The sequence below is a fragment of the Rathayibacter sp. VKM Ac-2928 genome, from assembly GCF_022815545.1.
Lineage (GTDB): Bacteria > Actinomycetota > Actinomycetes > Actinomycetales > Microbacteriaceae > Rathayibacter > Rathayibacter festucae.
In genome coordinates this window covers 578,350-600,272 of record NZ_JALGRU010000002.1, presented here as the reverse complement: position 1 = coordinate 600,272, position 21,923 = coordinate 578,350, and the positions used below count along the sequence as shown (strand labels likewise).

Sequence of the window (21,923 nt, the reverse complement as noted above, 5' to 3'; positions counted from 1 at the left end):
GGATGCGGATTCTGTGGTGAGGAGTGCGGGAGCGAGGAGCGGGGCGACGGTCATGCGCCGGTCACCCGCGGACCGCGGGGGACGTGCGGCTGCTCCTCGATGAACTGGGCGCCGAGGATCTCGCGCACCACGGCCTCGCCGTAGCGCTGGCGCCCGTCGGCCGTGGCCGAGCGGGTGGTGCGGGTCACCGGGCGGGGCGCCGGCTCGGGCCGCTCGCGGGCACGGACGGGCGCGGGAGCGACGGGCGCCGGTGGTGCGGACGGCTCGCCGGGGGGCGCGACGGTCGCCCAGGAGTCGGGCATCGGCGGCTCGACCGGCGGCATGTCCTCCTCGGGCGGCTCCTCGTCGAACGGCGGCTCGTCGTCCGAGGGGCCGGTCGACGCGGCTGCCGGGCGGACCGGGGGCTCCTCCGCCGGGACGACCGGGGCTGAGCGCGGCGATGGGGCGAGGACCGGCACGTCGGACGGCTCGGGAGCGACGACCGTCTCGATCGCGGGCTCGGCGGCGACCTCGGCGGGGGCCGGGTCGGCCGGGATGGCGACCGTCGCCCACTCGTCGGGGTGGCTGGGGGCGGTCGCCGCCGCGGGCTGCTGCGCGGCGGACTGCTCGGCGGCGGGCGGCGGGGTCGCCTCGACGGCGGCGCGCTCGGCCTCGGGCGCGGTCGCGCGGGGCTCGACGCGGGCGATGTACTTCACCCGGAGGCCGAGGACCTGCTGGATCGCCTGGCGCAGGTGCTCGCTGACGCCGGGCTGACCGGCGCTGCCGGCCATCTTGAACGAGTCGACGTCGTTCTGGCTCGGGAAGGAGAGCGTGAGGACGTCGTCCTTCAGCGCCCGCACCTGCGCGGTGTAGGCGACGAGCCAGGCCGTCATCCGGGCCTTCTGCACGACCTCGAGGATCTCGGGCCAGCTGTCCTTCATCCGCTGCAGGGTGACACCGCCGGGCTCGTCGGCCGCGGAGGGGTGGGGCGCTGCGGCGGGCGCGGCCGGGCGCGGAGCCGCGGTGCCGGCCGGAGTCGCGTCGGCGGGAGTCGAATCAGCGGGAGTCGAGTCGGCGGCGGCGCTCGGGACGGCGTCGGGCGCCGCGGCCGTGCCGGAGCCGGCCTCGACCGACGCCGCGGAGACGACCGGGGCCTCGACGCGCGGGGCCGCCGCGATCGAGTCCGGCACCGACTCCGGCGTCGCGGCGTGCGACGGGAGGTGCGGCTCCGGCATGCGCGACTCGGGCGCGCGGGTCCCGGGTGCGCGGGAGGCGGCGGCACGGGACTCGGGCGCGCGCGGCTCCGGAGCACGCGAGTCGGCGGAAGGCCGCGTCGACGCCGGGGCGGCCTGCGACGGCGCCGGTACCACGACGGACGCCGGGGCGGCCGCCGCGCCGGAGCCGTGCACCAGCGTGCGCGCGATCATCAGCTCGAGGTGCAGCCGCGGCGAGGTCGCGCCCGTCATCTCGGTGAGCGCATCGTTGACGATGTCGGCGATGCGGGAGAGCTCGCCGAGCCCGAGGGCGCGCGACTGGCCGGCCATCCGGTCGAGCTCGTCCTGGGAGACGCCGCGCAGGACTGCGGAGGCCGCGCCGCCGGTGGCGGCGACGACGATGAGGTCGCGGAGCTTCTCGAGCAGGTCCTCGACGAAGCGGCGCGGGTCCTGACCGGTCTGGATGACCCGGTCGACGGCGCCGAACGCCTCGGCGGAGTCGTGCTCGGCGAGCGCGTCGACGACCTCGTCGAGCAGCGCGCCGTGGGTGTAGCCGAGCAGGGCGACCGCGCGCTCGTACTCGACCGTCTCGTCCTCGGAGCCGGCCATCAGCTGGTCGAGGAGCGAGAGGGTGTCGCGGACCGAGCCGCCGCCGGCGCGGACGACCAGCGGGAGCACGCCCGCGGCGACGCTGACCTTCTCGCGCTCGCAGAGCTCCTGCGTGTAGTCGAGCATCTGCGCCGGCGGGACGAGCCGGAACGGGTAGTGGTGGGTGCGCGAGCGGATCGTGCCGATGACCTTGTCGGGCTCGGTCGTCGCGAAGATGAACTTCACGTGCTCCGGCGGCTCCTCGACGATCTTGAGCAGCGCGTTGAAGCCCTGCGGCGTCACCATGTGCGCCTCGTCGAGGATGAAGATCTTGAAGCGGTCGCGGGCCGGGGCGAAGATCGCCCGCTCGCGCAGGTCGCGCGCGTCGTCGACGCCGTTGTGGCTCGCGGCGTCGATCTCGACGACGTCGAGCGAGCCCTGGCCGTCGCGGCTGAGCTCGACACAGCTGTCGCAGACGCCGCACGGGGTGTCCGTCGGGCCCTGGGCGCAGTTGAGGCAGCGGGCGAGGATGCGCGCCGAGGTCGTCTTGCCGCAGCCGCGCGGACCGCTGAAGAGGTAGGCGTGATTGACGCGGTTGGTGCGCAGCGCCGTCATGAGCGGATCGGTCACCTGGGACTGGCCGATCATCTCGGCGAACGTCTCCGGCCGGTACCGGCGATACAGGGCTGCTACCACCCGACAAGAGTAGCCGCGACCTCCGACACCGGACGCGGGTCGCCGGAGCCGCCGCCTCCCGTAGCCTCGAGGCCGTGACCGGCCGCCCCCGCACTCCCTCGTTCGACGCCGTCGTCCTCGCCGGCGGACGCGGCGAGCGCCTCGGCGGCGCGGCCAAGCCGCTGCTCGAGCACGGCGGCTCGACGCTGCTCGCGCACGCCCTGGCCGCTGTCGCCGGCTCCCGGCGCGTCGTGGTCGCGGGACCGCCGGAGCTCCGCGGCGGAGTCGGAGCGGCGCTCCTCGTCCAGGAGCGGCCCGCGTTCGGCGGACCGGTCGCCGGTCTCGCGGCGGCGCTGCCCCTGCTCGCGCGGGACGACGCGGCCGGCTGGATCGCCGTGCTCGCGGCCGACCTGGTCGATCCGGCCCCCGCGCTCGACCGACTGCTGGCGGACGCCGCCTCCGCCGATCCCGCGACCGACGCCCTGCTCGCCGTCGACGGGGACGGCCGCGCACAGCTCCTGCTGGGTCTGCACCGCCGAGCCGCACTGACCGCCGCCGTGACCCGGCTCCCCGCGGTCGACGGCGCCTCCGTCCGCGCACTCCTGGCGGGGCTGGCCGTGCGGCTCGTCGAGGTGCCGGCCGGATCGACCGCGGACGTCGACGACCGCGCCGACGCCCGCCGCCACGGCATCGCCGTGCCGGGCGCGGAGAGCGCGCGGGGCGCAGAATCCGAACCGGGCGCAGACTGAACGCGTGACCCACGACACGAACGCGACCCCTTCCTCCGCCCCGGACGCCCGCGAGGACACCGCCGCACTGCTCGCCGCCTGGTGGGACGAGCTGAGCGCCGCCCTCGGGCTCGCCGACGTTCCGGTCGAGCGCGACGCCCTGCTCTCCCTGGCCGGCGACGCGGCGCACGGCGTGGTGCGGCCGGCCGCTCCGCTGACGACGTTCCTCGCCGGCTACGCCGCGGGCCTGCAGGGCGGCGACCGGGCGGCGCTCGACGCGGCGGTGCGGACGTCTCTGGAGGCCATTCGCATGCGAACGCACGAATCCTGAGACGCTACTCCCTCCCCCTCGATCCGGCACCAGGCTTCGGGCGTACGTTTCGCTCGAGCCTCGACGCCGCGGCCCTCCTCCGGACGATCGCGGCGCGGCTCCCGCGGGCGCTCACGCACCGCGGTCGCATCCCGTGAAGGAGAACCGCATGTCAGGCAACAGAGCAGTCGCCTACAAGAGCCCCGGCGTCGTCGAGGTCATCGACATCGACTACCCGACCTTCGAGCTGAAGGACGGGCCGGGCGTGAACCCGGCGAACATCGGCAGGAAGCTGTCGCACGGCGCGATCCTCCGCACCGTCTCGACCAACATCTGCGGCTCGGACCAGCACATGGTCCGCGGGCGCACCACCGCTCCCGCCGATCTCGTCCTCGGGCACGAGATCACCGGCGAGGTCGTCGAGGTCGGGCCGGACGTCGAGTTCGTCAAGGTCGGCGACATCGTCTCGGTGCCGTTCAACATCGCCTGCGGCCGCTGTCGCAACTGCAAGGAGCGCAAGACCGGCATCTGCCTGAACGTGAACCCGGACCGCCCGGGCAGCGCCTACGGCTACGTCGACATGGGCGGCTGGGTCGGCGGGCAGGCCGAGTACGTGATGGTCCCCTACGCCGACTGGAACCTGCTCGTCTTCCCCGACCGCGACCAGGCGCTGGAGAAGATCCTCGACCTCACGATGCTCTCGGACATCTTCCCGACCGGCTTCCACGGCGCGGTCACCGCGGGCGTCGGCGTCGGCTCGACGGTCTACGTCGCCGGAGCGGGCCCGGTCGGACTGGCCGCTGCCGTCGGCGCGCAGCTGCTCGGCGCGGCCGTCGTGATCGTCGCGGACCTCAACGAGGAGCGGCTCGCGCAGGCGCGCTCGTTCGGCTGCGAGACCGTGGACGTCTCGAAGGGCGACCCGGCCGGGCAGATCGAGCAGATCCTCGGCGTGCCGGAGGTCGACTGCGGCGTGGACGCCGTGGGCTTCGAAGCGCACGGCAACGGGGCCGACTCGGGCACCGAGGCGCCGGCCACCGTGCTGAACTCGCTGATGTCGATCACCGCGGCGGGCGGCGCGCTCGGCATCCCGGGGCTCTACGTCACCGGTGACCCGGGCGGAGTGGACGAGGCCGCGCAGGAGGGCTCGCTCTCGATCCGCCTCGGGCTGGGCTGGGCGAAGTCGCTGTCCTTCACGACCGGCCAGTGCCCGGTGATGAAGTACAACCGCTCGCTGATGATGGCGATCCTGCACGACAAGGTGCAGATCGCGAAGGCGGTGCAGGCCACGGCCATCACGCTGGACGAGGCGCCGCAGGGCTACGCCGACTTCGACAAGGGCGCCGCGAAGAAGTTCGTGCTCAACCCGAACGGGTACCTCGGCTGAGCCCGTCGACGGCGCCGGGTCCTCGGATCCGGCGCCGTCGCCGTCCCGCCCTGGGCGCGACCAGAATGGACGGATGAGCGACATCGACTGGGACGGCGCTCGCGCGCGGATCGCCGCGGCGACCGCTCCCGGGCCGCTCGCGACGGTCGCGCTGCTCGAGGCGGAGGGCTCTGTCACGGCGAGCGCCGTGCTCGCTCCGCGACCGCTCCCCCACTACGACTCCTCGGCGATGGACGGCTGGGCCGTCCGCGGGGCGTCGCCCTGGCGCCTCGGACCGGGCAGCGCCGAGCCGATCGTCACCGGCGGGGTCGTGCCGGAGTGGTGCGAGGGCGTCCTCCCGAGCGAGCGCGGCCGGGTGACCGGGGACGTGCTCTCCTCGGAGCACCCGGTGCCGCTCGGACGGCACATCCGCAGCGCGGGCGACGAGGCCCCGGCCGGAACCGCGCTCGTCGACTCCGGCGTGCGGCTGCGGCCGGCGCACCTGGCGCTGCTCGCGATCGCGGGCTTCGACGAGCTCGTCGTGCGGCGGCCGGCGACGGTCGATCTGCTCTTCACCGGTGACGAGGTCGACACCGCGGGGATGCCCGGGGCCGGCCGCGTCCGCGACGCGTTCACGCCGCTGCTGCCGCCGCTCGTCGCGCGCGGCGGGGGTGCGGTGGGATCGGTGCGGCGGCTCGGCGACGACGACGAGGCGATCGCCCGCGCGCTGCTCGCGAGCACGGCTCCGCTGCAGATCACGACGGGCGGGACCGGGCGGTCGCGGGTGGACGCGGTGCGCCGGGCGCTGAGGATCGCGGGGGCGACCGTCCTGGTCGACGGGGTCGCGATGCGGCCGGGGCATCCGACGGTGATCGCGTCGCTGCCCGGCGGGGCGGTCGTGCTCGCGCTGCCCGGGAATCCGCTCGCCGCGTTCCTCGCGGCGCTGTCGTTCCTGCCGCTGGCGCTGGACGCGGCGAGCAGGGCCGCCGCGCCGGTACTGCGTCAGGGCGTGCTGGGCGAGCCGCTCGGCCGCGCCGGGTCGACCGTGCTCGTGCCGGTCGTCGAGGCGGACGGCGTCTGGCGGGCGGTGCACGGGATCCGCTCGCACATGCTCTCGGGGCTCACGGTGGCGGAGGCTGTCGCCGTCGTTCCGGCGGGCGGTGCCGCGGCCGGCGAGAGGGTGCGGCTGCTGCGGCTGCCGTGGTGAGCGCGACCGGACTGCTGACGGGGCGGGTCTCGATACGCCGCTCCGCGGCTACTCGACCAGCATGTTCCGCAGCGGCCGTAGCGAGTGGCCCGGCTTCATGCTGATCGAGTAGCCCGCGCAGCGGGCGTATCGAGATCGACCGGGCGGATCAGGCGGCCGGCTCCAGGCGGACGACGACGGACTTCGAGGTGGGGGTGCCGCTGACGGCCGCGGTGGAGTCGAGCGGGACGAGCACGTTCGTCTCGGGGTAGTAGGCCGCGATGCAGCCGCGCGGGGTGTCGTACGCGACGACGCGGAAGGACGGGGCCCGGCGCTCGAGGCCGTCCTCCCACTCCGAGACCAGGTCGACCATCGCGCCGTCGGCGAGGCCCTGCTCGGCGATGTCGTCGGCGTGCACGAAGACGACGCGACGGCCGCCGTGGATGCCGCGGTAGCGGTCGTCCTTGCCGTAGATCGTGGTGTTGAACTGGTCGTGCGAGCGCAGCGTCTGCAGCAGCAGGCGCCCCTCCGGGACCTTCGGGTACTGCAGCGGGTTCGCGGTGAAGCGGGCGAGGCCGGTCGCGGTGGCGAAGCGCCGCTCGTCGCGCGGCGGGTTCGGCAGGACGAAGCCGCCCGGCTCGTTCACGCGGCGCTCGAAGTCCTCGAAGCCGGGGACGACGGCGGCGATGTGCCGGCGGATCAGGCGGTAGTCCTCCCGCAGCGCCGCCCAGTCGACGACCGGCGTGTTCGGGCGGTCGGCGAGCAGGCGCTCCGCGATGCCGGTGAGGATGGCGACCTCGGACTGCAGGACCGGACTCGGCGGCGCGAGCCGCCCGCGCGAGGCGTGCACGGCGCTCATCGAGTCCTCGACGGTGACCCGCTGCTCCCCCGTGGCGCGCTTGTCGGAGTCGGTGCGGCCGAGGGTCGGCAGGATCAGCGCGCGGCGGCCGGTGACGACGTGCGAGCGGTTGAGCTTGGTCGAGACGTGCACCGTGAGCGCGAGCGAGCGCATCGCGGCCTCGGTGACGCCGGTGTCGGGCGTCGCGCGGGCGAAGTTGCCGCCGAGGCCCATGAAGACGCGCGCCTTGCCGTCGCGCATGGCGCGGATCGCGGCGACCGTGTCGGTGCCGTGCTCGCGCGGCGAGGCGAAGGAGAACTCTCGGTCGAGGGCGTCGTGGAAGGAGTCCGGCATCCGCTCGAAGATGCCCATCGTGCGGTCGCCCTGCACGTTCGAGTGGCCGCGGACCGGGCACACGCCCGCGCCGGGCTTGCCGATGCTGCCGGTCAGCAGCAGGACGTTGACGACGTCCTTGAGCGTCGCGACGGAGTGCGCGTGCTGGGTGAGCCCCATCGCCCAGCAGACGATGGTGCCCTCGCTCGCGGCGATCAGCTCGGCGATCGCGCGGATCCGGGCCTCGTCGATCCCGCTCGCCCGCTCGATCTCGGACCACTCGGTGCCGCGGATCTCGTCGAGGTAGCCCTCGAGCCCGTCGGTGCTCTCGGCGATGAAGGCACGGTCGAAGACGCCGCCCCTCGCCTCCTCCGCGTCGAGGAGCGCCTTGCCGAAGCCCTGGAAGAGCGCCTGGTCGCCGCCCAGCCGCACCTGGAGGAAGTGGTCGGCGAGGGCCGTGCCGCCGCCGATCATCCCGCGCACGGTCTGCGGGTTCTCGAAGCGCAGCAGGCCCGCCTCGGGCAGCGGGTTGATGGCGACGATCGTGCTGCCCGCGCGCTTCGCCCGCTCGAGCGCGGTGAGCATCCGCGGGTGGTTGGTGCCCGGGTTCTGGCCGGCGACGATCAGCAGCGGTGCCCGCTCGACGTCGCGGAGGCTGACCGTGCCCTTGCCGATGCCGATCGTCTCGGTCAGGGCCGAGCCGCTGGACTCGTGGCACATGTTGGAGCAGTCGGGCAGGTTGTTGGTGCCGAAGCCGCGCACCAGGAGCTGGTAGACGAACGCGGCCTCGTTGGAGGTGCGGCCGGAGGTGTAGAAGATCGCCTGGTCGGGGTCGGCGCAGGCGCGCAGCTCGTCCGCGACGACGTCGAGCGCCTCGTCCCAGCCGACCGGGCGGTAGTGCGTCGCGCCCTCGTCCAGGAGCATCGGCTCGGTGAGGCGGCCCTGCTGGCCGAGCTGGTAGTCGTCCCAGCCCTCGAGCTCGATCAGCGAGTGCGCGGCGAAGAAGTCGGCCGTGACGGTGCGCAGCGTCGCCTCCTCGGCGACCGCCTTCGCGCCGTTCTCGCAGAACTCGGCGACGTGCCGCTTGTCGGCCTCGGGCCAGGCGCAGCCGGGGCAGTCGAAGCCGGTCTTCTGGTTGACGCGGAGGAGGGTCTCGGCGCTGCGCAGCGGGCCCATCTGCTTGAGCGAGATCTGCAGCGCGTGCGCGACGCCGGGGATGCCGACGGCCCGCCTCTTCGGGGCGCCGACCGTGACGGCGCTCTCGTCGATCGGGTTCTCGCGGGCTTCGGCGTCATCGACCATTCCTGCATGCTACGTCGGGGAGCGGGTGGGAGGATGAGCGCCGGCCGTCCGGGCTCTCAGGTCGCGGGGCGGTGCGCCAGCCGCGTCGAGGAGGACCCCATGAGCCGTGCCGTCGCCCGGACCCGCCTGATCGCCGTCCGCGCCGGGGAGCCGACCCGCCGCCGCGAGGACGTGCTGGCCGTCGAGGAGCCGCTCGAGATCCGCGTGGGCGGGCGGCGCTTCAGCGTCACCATGCGCACGCCCGGGGAGGACTTCGACCTGGTCGCCGGCTTCCTGGTGTCGGAGGGGGTGCTCACCTCGACGGAGCAGCTCGCGGCGATGCGCTACTGCGCGAGCGGCTCGGGGCCGAGCGAGAACACCTACAACGTGATCGACGCGACGGTGCGCGGGGGCCGCGCGGAGATCCTGCTCGACCGCGAGCGCTCGGTGTACACGTCGAGCTCGTGCGGGGTCTGCGGGCTGGCGTCGCTCGAGGCCGTCGCGACGGAGTCCGCGTGGAGCGTGGCGGAGGATCCGCTGCGGGTCTCGACCGAGCTGCTCGTGTCGCTGCCGGACCGGCTGCGGGAGGCGCAGGCGGTGTTCGAGCGGACCGGCGGCCTGCACGCGGCCGGCCTCTTCGACGCGGACGGCTCGCTTCTGGCGCTGCGGGAGGACGTGGGGCGGCACAACGCGGTCGACAAGGTCGTCGGCTGGGGCCTGCGCGAGGGCCGGCTGCCACTGCGCGGCACGCTGCTGCAGGTGTCGGGCCGCGCCTCGTTCGAGCTCGTCCAGAAGGCCGTGATGGCGGGCGTCCCCCTCCTCGCGGCGGTCGGCGCCCCGTCCTCGCTCGCCGTCGACCTCGCCCGCGACGCGGGTCTCACCCTCATCGGCTTCAGCCGCGGCGCCGGCTTCAACGTCTACGCGGGCGACGCCCGCCTCGCCGCAGACTGACGCGGGCGGGTCTCGGTCCGCAAGCTCGGGCAGGGTGGGTCTCGATACGCCGCGTACCGCGGCTACTCGACCAGCATGCACAGGACGGCGACCGCGGATGGCAGCAGCCCGCGCGCGTGCGCGGCCCTCCCACTGCTTGCACGTTCATCGGCGACGTGGAAGGCAGCAGCTCGCGCGTAAGCGCGGCCCTTCCGCTGCTCGCACGTTCACCGGCGCCGTCGTCGGAAGCGGCTCGCGCGCAGCGCGGCCCCACCGCTGCTCAGGCGACCACCCGTGGCGTCGGCCGCACCGTGCTTGCACGGACGAGGCAGAGGGCACGACCCGGAATCGCGTGCCAGCGATTCAGGGCAGCCCGACGCGACCCGCTCCACAGAACGCTCCCACCCGTGCAAGCCGACCGCGAGTCGTGTAGCGGCTCCGCCGCTACACGACCGACAAGCACTGCCGAGCGATCTCCAGCTCCTCGTTGGTGGGGATGACGAGGACGGCGACGCGGGAGTCGTCGGTGGAGATGCGGCGGGGGCCGCGGTCGCGGGCGGTGTTGCGCTCGGGGTCGAGCTCGATGCCGAGGCCCTCGAGGCCGCGGAGGGCGCCGGCGCGGACGGCGGGGACGTTCTCGCCGACTCCGGCGGTGAAGACGATCGCGTCGACGCGGCCGAGCTGGGCGTAGTAGGCGCCGACGTAGTGGCGGAGCCGGTGGTAGTAGACCTCGAGGGCGGCGAGGGCGGTCTCGTCGCCGGCTTCGGCCGCGTCCTGCACGTCGCGCATGTCGCCGCGGCCGGAGAGGCCGAGGAGTCCGCTGCGGCGGTTGAGCACGGTGTCGAGCTCGTCGGTGGAGAGGCCGGCCTTGCGGGCGAGGTGGAAGACGACGGCCGGGTCGAGGTCGCCGGAGCGGGTGCCCATCACGAGACCCTCGAGCGGCGTCATGCCCATCGAGGTCTCGACGGAGGCGCCGCCGTCGATCGCGCAGGCGGAGGCGCCGTTGCCGAGGTGCAGGACGATCGTCTTGAGGTCGGAGCGGCGGCGCCCGAGGAACGCGGCGGCGGCCTCGGAGACGAACTTGTGCGAGGTGCCGTGGAAGCCGTAGCGGCGGATGCGGTGCTTGTCGGCGAGCTCGGCCGGGATCGCGTAGGTGGAGGCCGCCGCGGGGATGGTGTGGTGGAACGCGGTGTCGAAGACGGCGACGTGCGGGACGTCGGGGAAGGCCTTCTGCGCGGCCTCGATGCCCTCGAGGTTGGCGGGGTTGTGCAGCGGGGCGAGGTCGCTGAGGTCCTCGATGTTGATCTTGACGAGGTCGGTGACGACGGTCGGCTCGTAGAACCGCTTGCCGCCGTGCACGACGCGGTGGCCGACGGCGATCGGCGGGAACTCGTCGAGGCTCGGGCCGTGCTCGGCGAAGGCGCGGATCATCGCGTCGAAGCCGGCCGTGTGGTCCGGGATCGGCGTCTCGAACTCGACCGTGTCGCCGTCGTGGCTGTGCTTGGTGCGGCCGGTCTCCTCGCCGATCCGCTCGACGAGGCCGCTGGCGAGCGTCTCCTCCGTCGTCATCTCGATGAGCTGGTACTTGAAGGACGACGAGCCGCTGTTGACGACGAGGACGACGGACACGGTGGGACTCCTGGGGGTTCGGGGTCGGACGGGGCGCTCGGGCGGGTGGCCCTCAGCGCACGACGGGGATGGCGGAGGTCGGCGGGACGATGGCCTGGGTCGCCGCCTGGATCGCGGTGATCGCGACGGTGTTGACGATGTCCTGCACGAGCGCGCCGCGGGAGAGGTCGTTGACGGGCTTCCGCAGGCCCTGCAGGACCGGCCCGATCGCCACGGCACCGGCCGAGCGCTGCACGGCCTTGTAGGTGTTGTTGCCCGTGTTGAGGTCCGGGAAGATGAACACCGTCGCGCGACCGGCGACCTGCGAGCCGGGCATCTTCGAGGCGGCGACGGCCGCGTCCGCGGCGGCGTCGTACTGGATCGGGCCCTCGACGAGCAGGTCGGGGCGGCGCTCGCGCACCAGGGCGGTCGCCGCGCGGACCTTCTCGACGTCGGCGCCCGCTCCGCTCTCGCCGGTGGAGTAAGAGAGCATCGCGATCCGCGGGTCGATGCCGAACTGCTGCGCCGTCTCGGCGGAGGAGATCGCGATGTCGGCCAGCTGCGCCTCGGTCGGGTCGGGGTTCACGGCGCAGTCGCCGTAGACGAGGACGCGGTCGGCGAGCGCCATCAGGAACACGCTCGAGACGACGGAGACGCCGGGGCTGGTCTTGATGATCTCGAAGCCGGGGCGGATGGTGTGCGCGGTGGTGTGCGCGGCTCCCGAGACCATGCCGTCGGCGAGGCCGAGCTGGACCATCATCGTGCCGAAGTAGGAGACATCGGTGACGGTGTCGTAGGCGTGGTCGAAGGTGATGCCCTTGTGCGCGCGGATGCGGGCGTACTCCTCGGCGAAGCGGTTGCGGTGCTCCGGGTCGAGGACGCTGAGGACGCGGGCGCCGTCGATGTCCAGGCCGAGGCTCGCGGCACGGGAGCGCACCTCGACCTCCTCGCCGAGGATCGTCAGGCGGGCGATGCCGCGCTTGAGCACGGTCGCGGCGGCTCGGAGGATGCGGTCGTCGCCGCCCTCGGGCAGCACGATGTGCCGGTCGGCGATGCGGGCGCGCTCGATCAGGCCGTACTCGAACATCAGCGGGGTGACGACCTCGGAGCGGCCGACGTCGAGGAGGGTGAGCAGCTCGACGGGGTCGATCGCCTCGGCGAACAGGGCGAGGGAGGTGTCGCGCTTGCGCGGCGAGTCGGCGGCGAGGCGACCGCGTGCGGCGGTGACGCGCACGGCGGTGTCGTAGGTGCCGAGCTCGGTCATCACGATCGGCAGGCGGTTGTCGACGCCCTCGATCAGGCGGACGATCGGCTCCTGCAGCTCGAAGCCGCCGTTGAGGATGATCGCGGAGACCGTCGGGAAATTGCCGGAGGCGTGCGCCATGATCACGGCGAGCACGACCTCGGGGCGGTCGCCGGGGACGATGACGACACCGCCCTCCATCAGGCGCGGCAGCACGTTGACCATCGACATGCCGGCGACGACGACGCCGAGCGCCTCGCGGCCGAGCAGCTCCGGGTCGCCCGCGACGAAGACGCCGTCGACGGCGTCGATGATGCGCGAGACACTCGGGGCGACGAGGGACGGGTCCTCGTGGATCGCCCAGACCGGGGCGCCGGAGGGCAGCGCCTCGCGGATCGCGGCGACGGCCTGCTCCGAGGTGCCCGGGTCGGCGCGGTTGGCGACGACGCCGATGAGGCTCGCGTGCGCGGTGCGCAGCTCGACCGCGGCGAGCTCGGTGATCTGCCGCATCTCGTCGGGCGTGCGGGCGGGGGCCTGGCCGAGCTGCTCGCTCCGCGACGGGTCGCGACCGGTGAGGACGAGGAGGACGGGCGCGCCGAGGTTCGCCGCGATGCGGGCGTTGTAGCCGAGCTCCGTCGGGCTGCCGACGTCGGTGTAGTCGGAGCCGAGGATCACGACGGTGTCGCACTGCGACTCGACGGCCTTGTAGCGCTCGACGATGCGGGAGAGGGCTGCCTCGCCGTCGGCGTGCACGTCCTCGTAGGTGACGCCGATGCAGTCGTCGTAGGCGAGACCCGAGTCGGAGTGCCCGAGCAGCATCTCGAGCACGTAGTCGCGCTCGGAGGTGGAGCGGGCGATCGGGCGGAAGACGCCGACCCGCTGCACCTGACTGCTGAGCAGGTCGAGGACGCCGAGGGCGACCGTGGACTTGCCCGAATGACCTTCGGCGGACGAGATGTAGATGCTCTGAACCATCGGCGCAAGCCTAGCGACGGGCGCCCTCCGGAGGCTGGGCGCGTGCCCCGGATGGGAGAGCGTGCAGGAGCGGCGGGCTGGGGAGGAGAGGTGGGCCGGGTGCGCGATCCGTTAAAAGGAAAGACCCCCCGCGCACCCGCCAGAGCCCGGTTACCCTTGCTGCGTTTCCGCCCTGGGGGAGTTGGCCTGGATGGCGCCACGCGGGGAGCCGGGAGACAGTCTAACCGACGTCGGCGGGGTGCGGGCACGGCCGTCGCACTGCCGTGGTCAGCGGAGGGCGCCGGCACCGGCTAGTATCGATGAGTCGCGGCCACGGTCGCGCCAGGAGGATTCGCCTAGTGGCCTATGGCGCACGCTTGGAAAGCGTGTTGGGTGCAAGCCCTCGGGGGTTCGAATCCCCCATCCTCCGCCGAACGGCGCCGCACGCTCTCGCCAGCTGCGGCGCCGTTCTCTGCTTCCCGGCGCAGGTGTTTCCCGGCGCGTGGTGTTTCCCGGCGCACGGCGCCTCCCTCGCCGAGTCGCCCGAGAAGGCTCGTTCCCGGTGCGGAGAACGCGCCTTCTCGGGCGAGTCAGCGCGCTCGTCAGCGGGTGAGGCGCAGGAGCCACTCGTCGAGGAGGGCGGACTCGGCCGCGGTGAGGCCGTCGACGCCGGGCAGCGCGGTGCGCAGCGCGACCGCGTGGGCGGCGAAGGCGCGCGCCGCGGGGTCGGTCGGGCCCGCCTCCGTCGTGGTGATCGCGGCCAGGACGGCCTCGCGGGAGCGGGCGGAGAGCTCGTCGTCCGGCGCGGACGCGAGAGTGAGAGTGCAGCCGAGGGCGGCGGACTGCAGGAGGCGGGCAGCGTGCTCGACCTCGACGGTCAGGCGGCCGGCCTCGGCGACGGCGCGGACGTGGGCGGCGAGCACGCCGCGGGCGAGGCGGGCCGCCTCCGACTCCTCCCCCGGTCGCCCGGTGAACATCAGGGCGTAGAGGTGCGGCTCGGCGAGGCCGAAGGCGATGTGGTGGTCCCAGGCGGCGCGGAGGGCGTCGACGGGGTCGGCCGGTGCGTCGACGGCGTCGAACTCGGCCTGGGCGGAGGCGAAGCCCGCGGCGGCGACGGAGTCGAGCAGCCCGCGGAGGTCGCCGAAGGTGCGGTAGATGGTGGGCGCCTGGACGCCGGCCGCCGAGCTGATCGCCCGGGTGGAGACGGCGTCGCGGCCGCCCTCCGCGAGCAGCGCCGCCGTCGCGCTGAGGATGCGGTCGCGGGTCGTCGGGCTCTCGGTCACGAGTATCGACGCTAACACGGCGGCGTTAGCGCTCGCGCACCGGGAGTGGTGGTGCCGTGGATCTCGATACGCCCGCGGCGCGGGCTACTCGATCAGCATGGGCTTCCGCGGCGCGGGCTACTCGATCAGCATGGGCTTCCGCGGCGCGGGCTACTCGATCAGCATCAAGGGCGGCGGGGCCGGCTCCGCCGACAGCACCGGGGGCGGCGGCACATGCTGGTCGAGTAGGCGCCCGCAGGGCGGCGTATCGAGGCCCACCCGGCTGGCTACGGTGGATCTCGATACGCCCGCTTCGCGGGCTACTCGATCAGCATGGACCTCCGCCGCGTGCGCTACTCGATCAGCAGGGGCCAGCAGTCGCCGCGGGCGCTGACGGGGTGAGCTGCAAGGCGGAGGAAGGAGCGATACCGGCGGTATCGCGACTGACGACAACGCCGCAGATCGCCCCGTCAGCGCCCGCGGCGGGCCGTGCCGAAGATGCCTCGGACGACTTCGCGCAACAAGGTCTTCCCGACCGAGGAGCCGAGGACCTCCTCGACGACGGTCTTGTCGCGGCGGGGGGAGCGGGAGCGGGTGGTGGGCGCGGTGCGGCGGCGGGAGCGCTCGGCGGCCTGGTCGGCGCGGCGCTCGGCGGCGGCGCGGTCCTTGGCCCGCTGAGCGGCGGCGCGGGCGTCCTCCTTGGCGCGGCGGGCGTCGTCGGCGGCTTGCTCCTTGGCGCTGCGGGCGGCCTCCGCGGCCTGCTCCTTCGTGCGGCGGGCCTCCTCCTCCGCCTGCTCCTCGGCGGCGGCGCGGGCCTCCTCGGCGTCGGCGGCCGCGTCGAGGCGGCGGGTGAGGATCTCGCGGGCGGAGTCGCGGTCGAGCGGGGTGCCGTAGCGGGCGAGCAGCGGGGAGCGCTGGACGCTCGCCTCCCGCTCGGCCTCGGGGGTCGGCGCCATCGAGCCGCGCGGTGCCCGGAGCCGGGTCCAGGCGACCGGGGTCGGCGCGCCGCGCTCGTTCATCACCGTGACGATCGCCTCGCCGATGGGGAGCGCCTGCAGCACCTCGCCGAGGTCGTAGTCGCTCTCGGGGTAGGTCGAGACCGTGGCGCGCAGGGCCTTCGCGTCGTCGGGGGTGTGCGCGCGCAGCTGGTGCTGGATCCGCGAGCCGAGCTGGGCGAGGACGTCGCTCGGCACGTCCTTCGGGGTCTGCGTCACGAAGACGATGCCGACGCCCTTCGAGCGGATCAGCCGCACGGTCTGCGTGATGGCCGCGAGGAAGTCCTTCGAGGCGTCGCGGAAGAGCAGGTGCGCCTCGTCGAAGAAGAAGACCAGCTTGGGCCGGTCGAGGTCGCCGACCTCGGGCAGGTCGTTGAAGAGGTCGGCGAGCAGCCACATCAGGAACGTCGAGAACAGCGCGGGCTTGTCCGCGACTCCGGGGACCTCGAGCAGGCTGACCACGCCGCGGCCGTCGGGCGCGAGGCGGAGGAACTCGGCGGTGTCGATCTCGGGCTCGCCGAAGAAGACGTCGGCGCCCTGGTCGGCGAAGGCGATCAGCTCGCGCAGGATGACGCCGGCGGTGGCCTTGGACAGCCCGCCGAGCTCGGCCAGCTCGGCCTTGCCCTCGTCGCCGACGAGGTAGGTGAGCACGGCGCGCAGGTCGGAGAGGTCGACGAGCGGCAGCCCGGCGCTCTCGGCGTAGTGGAAGACCAGGCCGAGGCTCGACTCCTGGGTGTGGTTGAGGCCGAGGACCTTCGCCAGCAGCAGGGCGCCGAAGCCGGTGACGGTCGCGCGGACCGGGACGCCGGTGCCGACGCCGCCGAGCGCGAAGTACTCGGCGGGGGCGGCCTCGGGGGTCCAGTCCTGGCCGATGGTGCGGGTGCGGGCGAGCAGCTTCTCGTCGGCGATGCCGGCGGTCGCGAGGCCGGAGAGGTCGCCCTTGATGTCGGCGGCGAAGACGGGGACGCCGTGCGCGGAGAGCTGCTCGGCGAGGACCTGGAGCGTCTTGGTCTTGCCGGTGCCGGTCGCGCCGACGACGAGGCCGTGGCGGTTGAGCATCCCGAGCGGGATGCGGACGGGGACGTCGGCGCGGGCGTCGCCGTTGACGAGGGCGCCGATCTCGAGGGCGGGGCCGGTGAAGGCGTAGCCGGCTCGGACGGCGTCGACGGCGGACTCGGCGAGCGGTCCGGGCGCGGGGGCGGCGGACGGTGCGGGCGCCTCGACCGGTGCGGGTGCAGCGGCGGGCGCGGACCCCTCCCCCGGACCGCCGTCGACCAGCCGCACGTCGTCGACGACCGCGGCCGCCTCCTCCGGACCGGCGACCGCCTCGAGGGCCGCGGCGGCAGCCTCCGCGCGGGCCAGCGCCTCGGCGGCCTCGGCCTGCAGTCGTCGGGCGGCCTCGAGGGCCGTGCGTGCGTCGTCCCTCGCCGAGGCGAGCCCGTCGTCGTTGCTCATGGGGTCAGCCTAGGGTCGCGGCGCCGGCCGAGCCCGGCTCGCCCCGGCCCGATCCGCGCGCACCCCGCATCGACCGGCGTCCCGCCCGGCCCCCGCCGACCGCGCTCCCGCTCAGTCCTCGCGGACGTGCCACGGCTGGCCGTAGCCGCCCTCGTCGAGCGGGCGGGCCATCAGCTCGAGGAACGGCTCGGCGTCGAACGCCTCCGGCCCGAGCACCCCGGAGCCCGACCAGGCGCCGGTCGCGAGCAGTTCGAGGGCGATCACCGGGTTGAGTGCGGTCTGCCAGACGACGCACTGGGTGCCGTACTCGGCCATCGTCCACTCGTTGTCGCTGACGTGGTACAGGTACACCTCGCGGTGCTCGCCGTCCTTGGCGCCGGAGACCCAGAGGCCCGCGCAGGTCTTGCCGGTCATCCGCGGGCCGATGCTCGCCGGGTCGGGCAAGCCCGCGGCGACCACGTCGCGCGGCGAGACCAGCACCGGTCCGTCGGCGGAGCGGACCCGGACCGGCTCGGTGCGGTCGAGTCCGAGCAGGTTGAGCGTGCGGAGGACGCCGATGAACTCGGCGCCGAGGCCGTACTTGAAGGTGACCCGCTTCGCGTCGAGCCAGCGCGGCATCAGCAGCACCTCCTCGTGCTCGACGTTGACGCACTCGACGGGGCCGATCCCCTCGGGGAACTCGAAGACCTCCGGCTCGGAGAACGGCGGCGTCGTGAACCAGCCGCGGTCCTTCTCGAAGATCACCGGCGGGTTCAGGCACTCCTCGATGGTCGTCCAGATCGAGAAGGAGGGCGCGAAGATCTCGGCGCCAGAGTCGTCGCGGACGACGAGGTTCGCGCCGTCGCGGACGCCCAGCTCGTCGATCTCGTCGAAGAGGTGGTCGGCGGCGTAGCGGGCGAAGACGTCGGAGAGCCCGGGCTCGACGCCCATGCCGACCAGGGCGAGGCGGCCGGCGGATTCCCACGTGGGCGCGGCGGCGAACTGCTCGTCGCCGAGCTTCAGGCCGGTCTTCGCGTGCGGCTCCTCGGGGTGCGGCCGGGAGAGGCTCATCGCCATGTCGACGTAGTCGGCGCCGGCGGCGAGGGCGCCCGCGAAGATCGTCGGCACGAAGGACGGCTCGACCGCGTTCATCACGTGGGTGGCGCCGTGCGCGCGGGCGACGGTCTCGACGTTCTCGGCGTCGGAGGCGTCGATGCGCGCGGCGACGAAGCGGTTCTCGACGCCGTCGGCGCCGTGCCGCTCGAGGATCCAGGCGACGGTGCGCTCGGCCCGGGCGAGCTCGTAGTCGCAGACGATGATCTGCTCGAAGAAGGAGCGGCGGGCGGCGATCTTCGCGAAGGCGTCGCCGACGCCGCCGGCGCCGACCAGGAGGATTCTCATGCAGCCACCGTAGCGACGGAATCGCTCGTGGTTCAAGGTCCGGACCGCGGGAATCGGGAGGTGGAGCGGATCCGCACGACGGATTCCGTCACTCCTGCGCCGTCTCCTCCGCGATCTCAAGGAGGCGGATGAAGCGCGAGAGCCGCTCGAGCGCCGCCATCGAGGTGGGCGGCGACGCGGCGAGCGCCGGCGAGTGCACGAGGTAGGCGGCCCACTTGGCCCGCGAGATCGCGACGTTCAGCCGGTTGGGCAGCAGCAGGAACTCGAGGCCGCGCGGGACGTCGGCGCCGGAGGAGGCAGCGAGCGAGACGATCGCGACGACCGCCTCCCGGCCCTGGAAGAGGTCGACCGTGCCGACCAGCGTCTCCTCGAGCCCGGCGGCGTCGAGGGCGTCGCGGAGCAGCGCGCCCTGCGCGTTGTAGGGGGCGACGACGATGACGTCCGCGGCGGTGAGCGCGCGCTCGCCGTGCTCGTCGGTCCAGGAGCGACCGACCATGGTCAGCGCGATCTCGACGACCCGGCGCGCCTCGTCCGGGGAGGACGTGGTGTCGCCGGCGTGCACGACCGGCACCGCGTGCAGTCCGGGCGCGACGCCGTCGAGCCGGCGCTGCTCCGGGGCGCGGGAGGAGAGGGCGCCCTCGTAGGAGAGCTCGGAGACGGCGGCGGCGAGCTCGGGATGCATCCGGTAGGTCTGCGCGAGGAAGTAGCCGAAGGCGGGCGGCAGGACGTCGTGGCCGTCGGCGAGCCAGCCCAGCGCCGACTCGTCGACCGGCTCGGGGTGCGAGCCCTGGCTGACCTGCGGCAGCTGCTGCGGGTCGCCGAGGAGGAGCACCCGCTCGGCGGCGATCGCGGAGGCGATGGTCGGCGCGAGCGAGAACTGGCCGGCCTCGTCGATCACCAGCAGGTCGAGGGAGCGGCGCGGGACGCTGCCCGCGTTGGCGAAGGTCCAGGCGGTGCCGCCGACGACGCAGCCGCCGCCCTCGGCGAGCGCCGCGAGGGCGGCGCCGTTCTTCACCGGCGTCCAGGCGACGGCGGCGAGGGCCTCCGCGGAGCTGCCGGCCTTGGGCACCTTCGCGACCCGGGCGCGGTCGACGCCCTTCGCGACGACCGCGGTCAGCACGTTCTCGACGACGGAGTGCGACTGCCCGACGACGCCGACCCGCCAGCCGTGCTCGGTGACGAGCCGGGCGATGACGTGCGAGCCGACGTAGGTCTTGCCGGTGCCGGGCGGGCCCTGGACGGCGAGCGTCGCGCGCTCGAGGCCGAGCAGGGTCTCGACGACCGCGGCGATGACGTCGTCGCCCTCGACCGGCGCGACGACGGCCGGGGGCACGCGCCGGAGCACGTCGAGGGCGGGGTCTGCCAGGAGCGCGGGCAGGGCGTCGAGCACCTGACCGCCCCACTCCGCGATCGCCTCGGGCTGCGGGGCGGCCCGGGGCGGCGGCGCGGGCGCCAGGGCGATCGGGACGTCGTCGTGCGGGTCCTCCCCCGCGCGCAGGCCCTCCTTGAGGAGCACGACGATCCGCTCGCCGTCGTCGGACGCGGCGAGGATCTCGGAGCGGTCGGAGGCTCCGCGCATCCCCGGGCCGGGCGAGGGCGCCCCGGGCGGCGCCGGGGAGTCGTAGACGAGGAACGGCTTCGCGCCGATGCCGAGCCGGCTGCCCGGGGCGAGGCGGCCGAGGATCCGCAGCTCGCGGGAGAGGGTGCGCGCCCGCGCCGGTGTCGACCAGTCGCGGACGACCTCGACCCGCTCGACGACGACCACGTCGCGGGCGTCGGCCCAGTCGTCGAGCGGCTGGCGCAGCCGGTCGAAGTGCTCCTGCCAGAAGGTCTTCGCCTCGCGGCGGTGGTAGTCGATCGCCGCGCCGGCGAGGGCGAGGGCGGTCTGGTCGGGGCTGCGCTCGCGGGGTTCGATGCCCTCGACCTCGGCGAGGAGGGCGACGGCGACCGGGTCCGGCTCGCGCGGCACGGGCAGGTCGACGTCGACGAGCGGGAGCGGCTCCTCCTCGCGGGCGGGGGCGAGCGAGCGCAGCCAGTCGCGCAGGCGCAGGGTGGAGCGGCAGTCGTAGGCGTTGTACTCGCCGATCTCGGCGAGGCGGCGCTCGCCCTCGCGGCGGTCGAGCTCGGCCCTCTCGGGGTCCCTGTCGGCCGACGCAGCGTTCCGATCGGCCGACTGCAGCAGCGCCCGCGCCTCGACGTACTCGGTGATGCTGTCGGCCGCGTTCGTCACTCCCTCGGTGTCGCGCGCCTCCGCGCCCATGTAGAGCGGCTCGAGCTTCTTGATCGAGTAGCTGCGCGAGCCGACGCGCAGCGCCCGGCGGACGACCGGGTAGAGGTCGACGAGGACGCCGTCGCGCAGCAGCGCGTCGACCTCCTCCTCCCCCGTGCCGTGCCGCTGCGCGAGCGAGAGCAGGTGGCTGCGCTCGTAGGAGGCGTAGTGGTAGACGTGCATCCGCGGGAAGCGCGCCCGCCGCTCGCGCAGGAGGGCGAGGAAGTCGACGAGGGCGCGGCGCTCGGCCGCGAGGTCGTGCGCCCAGAACGCGGTGAAGGACTCGTCCTGGTCGACCATGCCGAAGAGGTAGTCGAGGCCCCACTGGCCGTCCTCCGCGTGCAGCGGATCGCCCTCGAAGTCGAAGAAGAGGTCGCCCGGGTCGGGGGCGGGCAGGGCGGTCAGCACGGAGGCGTCGACGACCTCGACGACGGGGACGTGGTCGGCCGAGGCCTCGGTGGCGAGCTGCAGGCGGGCCTGGGCGCGCAGCGTCTCGGCGGCGCCGGCGCTCATCCCGGGGACCGGCCCCTCGCTGACCGCGAGCGCGTCGAGGGTGGTGATGCCGGCGGCGGCGAGCTTCGCGCGCTGGTCGAGGCGCATGCCGGCGACCAGGATCGGGTCCCGGTGGGCCTGCACCTCGGGCGCGCAGAGCCCGCAGCGGCCGCAGGCGGTGACGCGCGGATCGCCCCACGCCACCGGCTCGGTCGCGGCGAGATGCTCCTCCAGAACCGCGCGCAGGCGCGCCCGCTGGACCCGCTGCACGGGGGCGATCATCGCGAGGTCGTGGCTGGTGGTCGTGCCGTCGCCGAGGACCAGGTGGACCTTCTCGCCGACACGGATCCCCCGCGCCGCCATCTGCTCCGCGTACGCGGCGAGCTGCAGCAGCGCCGGGATCTTCGCGTGCCGGGCGAGCTTGGTGTCGTAGACCTCGTAGGCCCCGTCCTCGGTGCGGAGCAGGAAGTCGGAGAAGCCGATGAAGGTGCCGTCGTAGAAGGTGGCCTGGTAGAGCACGTCGACACCCGCGCGCATCGCCTCGACGGCCTCGTCGGCGGCCCTCGCGTAGTCCGCGCGCTCGGGGCGGGCGAACTCGAGGACCTCGTGCGTGCGCTTCAGCTCGGCGAGGAAGGCGACCTCGTGCTCGTCGCCGAGGACGGCGGTGCGCTGGAGCATCGCGTCCTCCTCGACGACGACGCGGGGCGCCCGACCGAGGGTCGCGTCGAGCCGGCGGAGCACCGCCCACTCGCAGGACGACCAGGAGGAGAGATCGGTCGGGCTCGTGACGAGGCGGACTCCCCCGCTGCGGTCGTCCTCGAGATACACGCGACTCCCTCC

At 74.2% G+C, this 21,923-nt stretch carries 13 protein-coding genes, 1 tRNA gene and 1 other RNA gene; 6 read left to right on the top strand and 9 right to left on the bottom strand.

The window, feature by feature from the left end; all coding sequences use genetic code 11:
• Positions 1 to 50: 50 nt before the first annotated feature.
• Positions 51 to 2,477, bottom strand: a complete 2,427-nt coding sequence (locus MT350_RS10290) for a DNA polymerase III subunit gamma and tau (RefSeq protein WP_308197473.1) — start codon at positions 2,475 to 2,477, stop codon at positions 51 to 53.
• A 74-nt stretch (positions 2,478 to 2,551) separates the two neighbouring features.
• Between MT350_RS10290 and MT350_RS10285 the strand changes: the two genes are divergently transcribed.
• From MT350_RS10285 to MT350_RS10270, 4 genes are all read left to right on the top strand, one after another.
• Entirely contained in the window at positions 2,552 to 3,205 is a 654-nt protein-coding gene (locus MT350_RS10285; RefSeq protein WP_243615864.1) for a molybdenum cofactor guanylyltransferase, read from the top strand.
• A gap of 4 nt (positions 3,206 to 3,209) precedes the next feature.
• A complete protein-coding gene (locus MT350_RS10280) occupies positions 3,210 to 3,515 on the top strand; it encodes a DUF6457 domain-containing protein (RefSeq protein ID WP_207901812.1) in 306 nt (101 codons plus the stop codon).
• 148 nt (positions 3,516 to 3,663) lie between these two features.
• Complete coding sequence (gene fdhA, locus MT350_RS10275; protein ID WP_243615863.1) at positions 3,664 to 4,878, top strand: formaldehyde dehydrogenase, glutathione-independent; 1,215 nt, start codon at positions 3,664 to 3,666, stop codon at positions 4,876 to 4,878.
• Positions 4,879 to 4,951: 73 nt separating this feature from the next.
• Entirely contained in the window at positions 4,952 to 6,064 is a 1,113-nt protein-coding gene (locus MT350_RS10270) for a molybdopterin molybdotransferase MoeA (protein WP_243615862.1), read from the top strand.
• A 148-nt stretch (positions 6,065 to 6,212) separates the two neighbouring features.
• Here MT350_RS10270 and MT350_RS10265 read toward each other — a convergent pair whose 3' ends face one another.
• A complete protein-coding gene (locus tag MT350_RS10265) occupies positions 6,213 to 8,516 on the bottom strand; it encodes an FdhF/YdeP family oxidoreductase (protein ID WP_243615861.1) in 2,304 nt (767 codons plus the stop codon).
• A 99-nt stretch (positions 8,517 to 8,615) separates the two neighbouring features.
• Between MT350_RS10265 and fdhD the strand changes: the two genes are divergently transcribed.
• Positions 8,616 to 9,446, top strand: a complete 831-nt coding sequence (fdhD, locus tag MT350_RS10260) for a formate dehydrogenase accessory sulfurtransferase FdhD (protein ID WP_243615860.1) — start codon at positions 8,616 to 8,618, stop codon at positions 9,444 to 9,446.
• Between the two features lie 423 nt (positions 9,447 to 9,869).
• Here the strand turns inward: fdhD and MT350_RS10255 are convergent, their stop codons facing one another.
• The 3 genes from MT350_RS10255 to ffs all read right to left on the bottom strand — a co-directional run bounded on the left by MT350_RS10255 (position 9,870) and on the right by ffs (position 13,464).
• A complete protein-coding gene (locus MT350_RS10255) occupies positions 9,870 to 11,054 on the bottom strand; it encodes an acetate/propionate family kinase (RefSeq protein ID WP_243615859.1) in 1,185 nt (394 codons plus the stop codon).
• A 52-nt stretch (positions 11,055 to 11,106) separates the two neighbouring features.
• Entirely contained in the window at positions 11,107 to 13,251 is a 2,145-nt protein-coding gene (pta, locus tag MT350_RS10250) for a phosphate acetyltransferase (RefSeq protein WP_243598427.1), read from the bottom strand.
• A gap of 116 nt (positions 13,252 to 13,367) precedes the next feature.
• An RNA gene (gene ffs, locus MT350_RS10245) (signal recognition particle sRNA small type) lies at positions 13,368 to 13,464 on the bottom strand.
• 111 nt (positions 13,465 to 13,575) lie between these two features.
• Between ffs and MT350_RS10240 the strand changes: the two genes are divergently transcribed.
• Positions 13,576 to 13,660, top strand: a tRNA-Ser gene (locus MT350_RS10240).
• Positions 13,661 to 13,832: 172 nt separating this feature from the next.
• Here MT350_RS10240 and MT350_RS10235 read toward each other — a convergent pair.
• From MT350_RS10235 to MT350_RS10220, 4 genes are all read right to left on the bottom strand, one after another.
• Positions 13,833 to 14,513: a TetR/AcrR family transcriptional regulator gene (locus MT350_RS10235; protein WP_243615858.1), complete on the bottom strand. Its 681-nt coding sequence runs from the start codon at positions 14,511 to 14,513 to the stop codon at positions 13,833 to 13,835.
• A 449-nt stretch (positions 14,514 to 14,962) separates the two neighbouring features.
• Positions 14,963 to 16,942, bottom strand: a complete 1,980-nt coding sequence (locus MT350_RS10230; RefSeq protein WP_243615857.1) for a helicase HerA-like domain-containing protein — start codon at positions 16,940 to 16,942, stop codon at positions 14,963 to 14,965.
• A 111-nt stretch (positions 16,943 to 17,053) separates the two neighbouring features.
• Positions 17,054 to 18,322, bottom strand: coding sequence for a saccharopine dehydrogenase family protein (locus MT350_RS10225; protein ID WP_123705224.1), 1,269 nt, complete (start codon positions 18,320 to 18,322; stop codon positions 17,054 to 17,056).
• A gap of 88 nt (positions 18,323 to 18,410) precedes the next feature.
• Entirely contained in the window at positions 18,411 to 21,911 is a 3,501-nt protein-coding gene (locus MT350_RS10220; protein WP_243615856.1) for a bifunctional RecB family nuclease/DEAD/DEAH box helicase, read from the bottom strand.
• Positions 21,912 to 21,923: the final 12 nt, after the last annotated feature.

Coding starts and splice junctions, on each gene's coding strand:
- pta (WP_243598427.1), bottom strand. CDS start 13,251: ATGGTTCAGAGCATCTACATCTCGTCCGCCGAAGGTCATTCGGGCAAG.
- MT350_RS10265 (WP_243615861.1), bottom strand. CDS start 8,516: ATGGTCGATGACGCCGAAGCCCGCGAGAACCCGATCGACGAGAGCGCC.
- MT350_RS10270 (WP_243615862.1), top strand. CDS start 4,952: ATGAGCGACATCGACTGGGACGGCGCTCGCGCGCGGATCGCCGCGGCG.
- fdhD (WP_243615860.1), top strand. CDS start 8,616: ATGAGCCGTGCCGTCGCCCGGACCCGCCTGATCGCCGTCCGCGCCGGG.
- fdhA (WP_243615863.1), top strand. CDS start 3,664: ATGTCAGGCAACAGAGCAGTCGCCTACAAGAGCCCCGGCGTCGTCGAG.
- MT350_RS10230 (WP_243615857.1), bottom strand. CDS start 16,942: ATGAGCAACGACGACGGGCTCGCCTCGGCGAGGGACGACGCACGCACG.
- MT350_RS10225 (WP_123705224.1), bottom strand. CDS start 18,322: ATGAGAATCCTCCTGGTCGGCGCCGGCGGCGTCGGCGACGCCTTCGCG.